This window comes from Candidatus Stoquefichus massiliensis AP9 (assembly GCF_000455285.1).
Lineage (GTDB): Bacteria > Bacillota_I > Bacilli_A > Erysipelotrichales > Coprobacillaceae > Stoquefichus > Stoquefichus massiliensis.
The window spans coordinates 127,903-134,809 of record NZ_HG005287.1 but is presented as its reverse complement, the minus strand read 5'-3'; the positions used below and the strand labels follow the sequence as shown (position 1 = coordinate 134,809).

The following is a 6,907-nucleotide window of genomic DNA, read 5'->3' as shown; positions in this document are numbered from 1 at the left end:
TTTATCACAGATATATGCAATAAGCAAATAATATTAAATGTTCTTTATGCATATATATTTTAGAATAAGGAGGAGTATGATATAATAAAATAACTAGGAGGTTTTTATGAAGAAAGATTTAGCAGTTATATTTGATTTAGATGGAACATTATTAAATACAGATTTATTAATAAAAAAATCATTTGATCATGTTTTTGAAAAATATAAACAAGGATATCAATTAACTCATGAAGAACATTTATCTTTTTTAGGACCAACATTAAAAGATACTTTTGAGAGATATTTTCCTTCATCAATAGTTGAAGAACTGATAGAATATTATCGTGAGTTTAATCATGTACATCATGAAGACTATGTGACAATATATCCAAAAGTTAAAGATACATTAAAGTATTTAAAGAGCCAGAATTATCCTTTGGGAGTTGTGACGACAAAATTTTCTGAGGCAGCCTATATTGGATTGGATTTATTTGATTTAAGAGATTATTTTGATATTGTGCTAGGAATGGATCATGTTCAAAATGTCAAACCAGATCCTGAAGGAATTTTAAAGGCTATGGATGAAATGGAATGTAAGAAAGCTGTATATATTGGTGATAATACAAGTGATATCCTAGCTGGTAAGAATGCAGGTGTCTATACAATAGGAGTAAAATGGACTCCTAAGGGAACACAGGATATAGAAAAACTTCAACCAGATTTGATGATTGATCAAATGGATGAAATTATAGATTTTATAGAAAGGAAGTAGAAAGATGGTAGATTTAATTGTAATTGGAGCTGGTCCAGCTGGATTAACAGCAGCATTATATGCATCACGTGCTGGAGCAAGTGTTATTGTTTTGGATGGTGGTGCACCAGGTGGTAAACTCAATTTAACGGCAGAGATTGAAAATTATCCAGGTGTTGTACAAAAAGGACCAGAATTAGCTTATTCTATGTATGAACAATGTTTATCTTTTGGAGCAAAATATGAATATGGTGAAGTCACTCACATAGTAGACAAAGGAGATCATAAGGTTGTTTATACAGGCGATAAAGAATTTGAGGGTAAGTTTGTATTTATCGCAACTGGCACAAAAGAACGTCGTATGGGAATTCCTGGTGAAGAGGAAATGAGTGGTCGAGGTGTTTCTTATTGTGCTGTTTGTGATGGACCATTCTTTAAGAATAAGATTGTTTGTGTTGTTGGTGGAGGAAATAGTGCTATTGAAGAATCTATTTATTTAAGTGATATTGTGAAAGAAGTTCATGTTATTGTACGACGTGATGTATTGCGTGCTGATCAATATTTAATAGATAAATTAAAAGAGAAAGATAATGTTAAAATGCATTATTTAAGAAAACCAGCATCTATAGAAATAACAGATAATAAAGTGAGTGGGTTAGTTGTCTCTGATTCCAATACTGGAGAATTATTAACAATTTCAACTGATGGAATCTTTCCATTTATTGGGTTAGATCCTATTAGTGGATTTGTTAAAGATTTAGATATTGTTAATGAGCGTGGATATATAGAAGTGGATGAAAATCAGGAGACAAAAATTAAAGGTCTTTTTGCTGGAGGAGATGTCACTGAAAAGAATTTACGTCAAGTTGTTACAGCAACGAATGATGGAGCAATTGCAGGGCAATATATTGCATCATTATTAAAGTAGGGAAGGATGAAAGTCTTTCCTTTTCTTATGGAAAACTAAAAAAAGAGTACACTTATTGTGTGTTTTTTGTTATAGTATAAGGTAGAGGAGGATGAGGGTATGGATAAGATTGAGGTTGTGGTTGTTACTGGAATGTCAGGCGCTGGAAAGACACAGGCTATGGCTATATTTGAAAATATGGAGTATCGCTGTATTGATAATTATCCAGTAGCACTATTAAAGGAATTTGGAGATTTATTGCGTACTTCTACAAAATATTCTAAAGTGGCAATGGCAGTGTCTTTGGGTGATGCTATTTTAGCAGTAAGAGTTCTTTCTAATATGGACTGGGTAGATTTAACAGTTATTTTCTTAGATTGTGAAGATGAAGTTTTGTTATCACGTTATAAACAGACAAGACGTTCTCATCCATTGATGATTAGTAATGTGACTTCTTCTTTAACAGAGGCTATTGAATTTGAAAGAGAAATGGCTGATCCTATTAGTAAACTCGCCAATATTGTTATTGATACAACATTATTAAAACCATCCAAACTTCAAGATAAATTAGAAATCTATTTTCATAAAGGAAATCAAAATACATTTAGAGTATCTTTTGTTTCATTTGGATATAAACATGGTGTTCCAAGAGATGCTGATTTATTATTAGATGTGCGTTTTTTACCAAATCCTTTTTATATTGAAGAATTAAGAAGTTTAACAGGAAATGATCAAGCTGTTTATGATTATGTCATGAATCAACCTGAAACAGCAGAATTTATTGAAAAGACGATTACTTATTATGATTATTTATTAAAGAAATATGAAGAAGAAGGAAAAATGCAAATGATTATTGGTATTGGATGTACAGGGGGACAGCATCGTTCAGTCACATTAACCAATTATTTTGCAGATTATTATTCAAAGTATTATCAGGTTTATAAATGGCATAGAGATGCTGATCATTAAGGAGGGAAAAGTGTGATATCTTTTTCTAGAATTGTTAAGGAAGAAATTGTTTTTAATGATTTTGATATGGAATGTGAGAAAGCAATTCTTTGTGCTATAATTAAAATAGTTGGGACACTTTCTTTGAGTCAGTCAGGACTCTCTTTAACATTAAGAACAGAGAATGCGAAGATAGCTTCTAAACTGCATAAACTTTTAAAAGATCTCTATCAGCCACATATTGAATTTCGTGTTTCTAGAAAGATGAAACTTAAGAAAAATAATGTTTATATGTTGATGGTTTCTAAAGCAAGAGAAATATTAGAAGATCTTCATTTGATGGAAGGTATTGGTTTACAAAGTATACCTGATCCTCTTTTATTAAGAACAGATGATCAAAAAAGAGCTTATTTAGCAGGAGTCTTTCTTGCTTGTGGAAGTGTCAATAATCCAGATACATCTAATTATCATTTAGAGATGAGTGTTAATGAAGAGGATTATGCATTATTTATTGAAGAGTTAATGAATCGTTATGAATTAAATGCAAAAATGATTAAACGACGTAATAAGTATGTTGTCTATTTAAAGTCAGCAGAAAAGATTGGTGATTTTTTAAGAGCAATTGGTGCTTCACAATCTGTTATGGATTTTGAAATGACAAGAATTGATCGTTCGATGGCGAATACTGTGAATCGCTGGAATAATTGTGATATTGCAAATGAGATGAAGGCAATGAGTGCATCAACAGCACAAATTGAAGATATTGCTTATGTTATCGATAAGGCAGGAATTGAGATATTAGATGATAAGACAAGAATTGTTGCACTTCTTCGTTTAGAAAATCCAGAATTAACATTAAATGAATTGGCAGATGCCTATTTAGAACAAACTGGTCAAACAATTAGTAAATCTGGATTACATCATCGTTTTAAAAAGATTAAAGAAGAGGCACAAAAATTACGACAAATGGAGAATGATTAATATGGAAGATATTAATATGAAATTTGGAAGAAGAATTAAAGAATTGCGTTTAATTCAAAATATTTCTCAAGAAGAATTAGGGTTTCGATGTCAGCTTTCTAAAAATTATGTATCTGATGTAGAAAGAGGAACAAGGAATGTGTCTTTAAAGGCTATAGAAAAATTTGCGTTAGGACTGAAGGTTCCTGTCTATTTTTTGTTTAAATGGCATGAAGAAGAGGAATAAGTTCATTTATAGTTTATATTTGTCATATAGACTAGATATGTCAATAAAGGAGAATATATATGGGATATAGTTTTATCTATTTATTTTGTGTATTAATTATATTAATGTTGTTATTGAGGTTCTTTTTGCCATTTTTTATATATTTATTTCCAATCTTCATTATTATATGGATAGTAAAGATACTATTTGGAAGAAGAAAACGTAAACAAACAACATCTACACAAGATCGAGAATATTATGAATCAATGTATCAGGATAATCAGTCATCTGATCCTAATGTTATAGATGTAGATTATAAAGTTGTTGATGAAGAGGAACAAGATGATACTCATTAGAGTATATCATGTCATAAGGGGGATAAAAAATGATTTGTCCAAGATGTAAAACAGAGGTCAATGATGATATGAATTTCTGTCCACAATGTGGTATGAAGATTGAAAGATGTCCACATTGTGGACAACCTATTATTCAGGGTGCAAAATTTTGTTCTCACTGTGGAACAAATGTTCAGCAAGGTAAGCAAACAAGTTATATGGAAGGTTACTACCAGCCATTAAATGAACAAGATCAACCAGTTAGTCACACTGAAGAAACACAGACATTCCAAGATGTACCGGTAAATAAAAAGATTAATAAAAAAGTTATTATCATTTCAGTTGCTGTGCTTGTGATAGCATCTGTTCTTTCATATGTTTATATTTATCATGGACCAGCTATAAACAATAATAGCCAATATAATCAAGAAGTAAGAAAAAAAGAACCTATGACAATAGGGTCACAAACAAGTTTTTCAACTTATATAGGAAATATTAATCAAAGTGGAACATCTTATCAAACAGAAGGTAAGATTTATATATGTGATGATAATGGCTATATTGTAAGTATGGATAAGAACTTAGAAAATAGAAAAACAATTGTATCTGAATCTTGTCAGTATCTAAATGTTGTAGGAGAGATTCTTTATTATACAAATAAAGATAATTATCTTTGTCAAATATCTACTGAAGGTAAAGATCAAAAAGTTATCTTAAATAAAGCAGTTTATTATGTGGTTATTAAAGATGATAAAATTTATTATCAGTTAGATGAAGAAAATGAATCTATTTATATATATGATTTAAAAACAAATCAACAAACAAGGATTAATGAAAGAAAATCTTATAATTTAAATGTTATTGATGAGCAAATCTATTTTACGAGTGATGATGGTATTTATCGCATTGGTATTAATGGCCAAGGTGAAGAAAAAATATTGAGTGGAAAATATTATAATTTAATTTATCAGGATAACTCTATTATTTAAGTAATGATGGTAAAATTCAATACTATGATATAAAAAATAAAGATGTATCAGATATAGCAAAACAAAGTCTTATGTTTATTAATATGAATGATCAGTATTTATTCTTTTATTCAAGTGATTATAATGTTATGAGATATGATCTGAAGAGTAAAGAAACACATAAACTTTATAGTGGTATCATTCAAGGTGGACAATTGATTGGAGATAAGATTATATTAAAAACTGGTACATCAGACTCAAAAGCAGGTCAATATCAGGTGATTATGGATTTTAATGGTGATCATCAACAGCGATTATTTGCAGGAACAAGTGGAGATTATATTTAATGGTTATTGTATTGATTGCTGCAAGATATCAAACAATTCTTTCTTGGTTATATCAGTTAGAACATGATGCATTAACTTCGCTATATACTATCAAAAGAAATGGACCAAAGGTCTATTTATATGTTGAAACAAAATTATCATATCAGGATATTGTACGTTTATTTCAACAATGCATATATCAGCATGGTGGGATTAATTATGTTTATCAGTTTTATGGTATTTATCATGGAATGATTGATTATAATGCTTATTTAAGTCAGGAAACAAAGGATAAAATGTCTTACTATCTTTCAAATCAAAAGGATATAAGTGATAAGGAAATAAATAATTTTTTAAAAATGAGAGCATAGATTGCCTTATAAAGTGAATCTATGCTTTTTCTCTGTGAAGAAGTACATTTTATTATCTTTTCTGATAAATAATTTGTATAATATAAAAAAGGATGATGAATATGAAAAGAATAATGAAAAGAATAGGTATTGGTGTATTAGGTGTTGTCATAATTATAGTGAGTGTTCTTGCTTATTACACTATTCAGGAATATAGACCTGATCAAATAGAAAATATAGAAGTGAAAAGTGAAGGAAAGCTTTTAAATGTTAATCAGACAATAAAGATTTTGAGTTTAAATACTGGATATGCAGGATTAGATAAAAGTCAGGATTTCTTTATGGATGGTGGAAATATGGTTCGTCCAGATAGTCAAGAAATCATTAATCAAAATTTAATTGGTATTACAAATATTTTGAAGACTTATCAATCTGATGTTTATTTCTTACAAGAAGTTGATTTGAATTCAAAACGTTCATACAATATCAATCAAATAGAATACTATGAAAATCAATTAGGCTTAACAGGACTCTTTGCAAGGAATTTTAAAGTGTCATATGTGCCATATCCATGGCCACCAATAGGCAAAGTAGAAAGTGGAATTATGACAATGAGCCAATTGCAGATTTCATCAGCATCACGTATATCATTACCTGAATCTTTTTCGTGGCCAATTAAAACAGCAAACTTAAAACGTTGTATGTTAGAGACAAGAATTCCTATAGAGGATAGTGACAAAGAACTTGTTTTGATTAATTTTCATTTAGAAGCATATGATAGTGGAGAAGGAAAAATTGCCCAAACACGTATGTTAGCAGAAAAATTAAAAGCAGAATATGATAAAGGAAATTATGTAATTGCTGGTGGGGATTTTAATCAGACCTTTGAAGGTTCCAAAGAGTATCCTATTGTTGATAAAGAAGGTTGGGTTCCTGGAATTATTTCTAAAAATGATTTACCAGAACATTTTGATTTTGCGATAGGAGACCAGTATCCAACATGCCGACTCTTGAATCATCCTTATACTAGTGATTATGAAACATCACAAGTCTATATTATTGATGGTTTCATTGTTTCAGATAATATTGAAATTAAGGATGTAGAAAACATCAATGATGACTTTAAATATACTGATCATCAACCAGTTCAATTAGAA

At 29.8% G+C, this 6,907-nt stretch carries 10 protein-coding genes; all 10 read left to right on the top strand.

Annotated features, from left to right (window positions below; all coding sequences use genetic code 11):
* Nucleotides 1-106 precede the first annotated feature (106 nt).
* Complete coding sequence (gene ppaX / locus BN350_RS06650) at nucleotides 107-751, top strand: pyrophosphatase PpaX (protein WP_028042894.1); 645 nt, start codon at nucleotides 107-109, stop codon at nucleotides 749-751.
* A 4-nt stretch (nucleotides 752-755) separates the two neighbouring features.
* Nucleotides 756-1,658 (top strand): thioredoxin-disulfide reductase, encoded by a 903-nt coding sequence (gene trxB / locus BN350_RS06645; RefSeq protein ID WP_028042893.1) that lies wholly within the window; start codon nucleotides 756-758, stop codon nucleotides 1,656-1,658.
* A 99-nt stretch (nucleotides 1,659-1,757) separates the two neighbouring features.
* Nucleotides 1,758-2,606, top strand: coding sequence for an RNase adapter RapZ (gene rapZ, locus BN350_RS06640; RefSeq protein WP_028042892.1), 849 nt, complete (start codon nucleotides 1,758-1,760; stop codon nucleotides 2,604-2,606).
* A 12-nt stretch (nucleotides 2,607-2,618) separates the two neighbouring features.
* Nucleotides 2,619-3,566: a DNA-binding protein WhiA gene (gene whiA, locus BN350_RS06635; RefSeq protein ID WP_028042891.1), complete on the top strand. Its 948-nt coding sequence runs from the start codon at nucleotides 2,619-2,621 to the stop codon at nucleotides 3,564-3,566.
* A 1-nt stretch (nucleotide 3,567) separates the two neighbouring features.
* Nucleotides 3,568-3,792: a helix-turn-helix domain-containing protein gene (locus BN350_RS06630; protein ID WP_028042890.1), complete on the top strand. Its 225-nt coding sequence runs from the start codon at nucleotides 3,568-3,570 to the stop codon at nucleotides 3,790-3,792.
* A gap of 59 nt (nucleotides 3,793-3,851) precedes the next feature.
* Nucleotides 3,852-4,127: a hypothetical protein gene (locus BN350_RS06625; protein WP_028042889.1), complete on the top strand. Its 276-nt coding sequence runs from the start codon at nucleotides 3,852-3,854 to the stop codon at nucleotides 4,125-4,127.
* Between the two features lie 29 nt (nucleotides 4,128-4,156).
* Complete coding sequence (locus BN350_RS18665) at nucleotides 4,157-5,095, top strand: DUF5050 domain-containing protein (protein ID WP_081652863.1); 939 nt, start codon at nucleotides 4,157-4,159, stop codon at nucleotides 5,093-5,095.
* A 128-nt stretch (nucleotides 5,096-5,223) separates the two neighbouring features.
* Nucleotides 5,224-5,421, top strand: coding sequence for a hypothetical protein (locus BN350_RS21285; RefSeq protein ID WP_231385242.1), 198 nt, complete (start codon nucleotides 5,224-5,226; stop codon nucleotides 5,419-5,421).
* Nucleotides 5,421-5,771: a hypothetical protein gene (locus BN350_RS06615; protein WP_028042888.1), complete on the top strand. Its 351-nt coding sequence runs from the start codon at nucleotides 5,421-5,423 to the stop codon at nucleotides 5,769-5,771. The genes BN350_RS21285 and BN350_RS06615 overlap by 1 nt, the downstream gene beginning before the upstream one ends.
* Before the next feature lie 101 nt (nucleotides 5,772-5,872).
* On the top strand, nucleotides 5,873-6,907 hold a 1,035-nt coding region (locus tag BN350_RS06610), incomplete at its 3' end, for an endonuclease/exonuclease/phosphatase family protein (protein ID WP_028042887.1).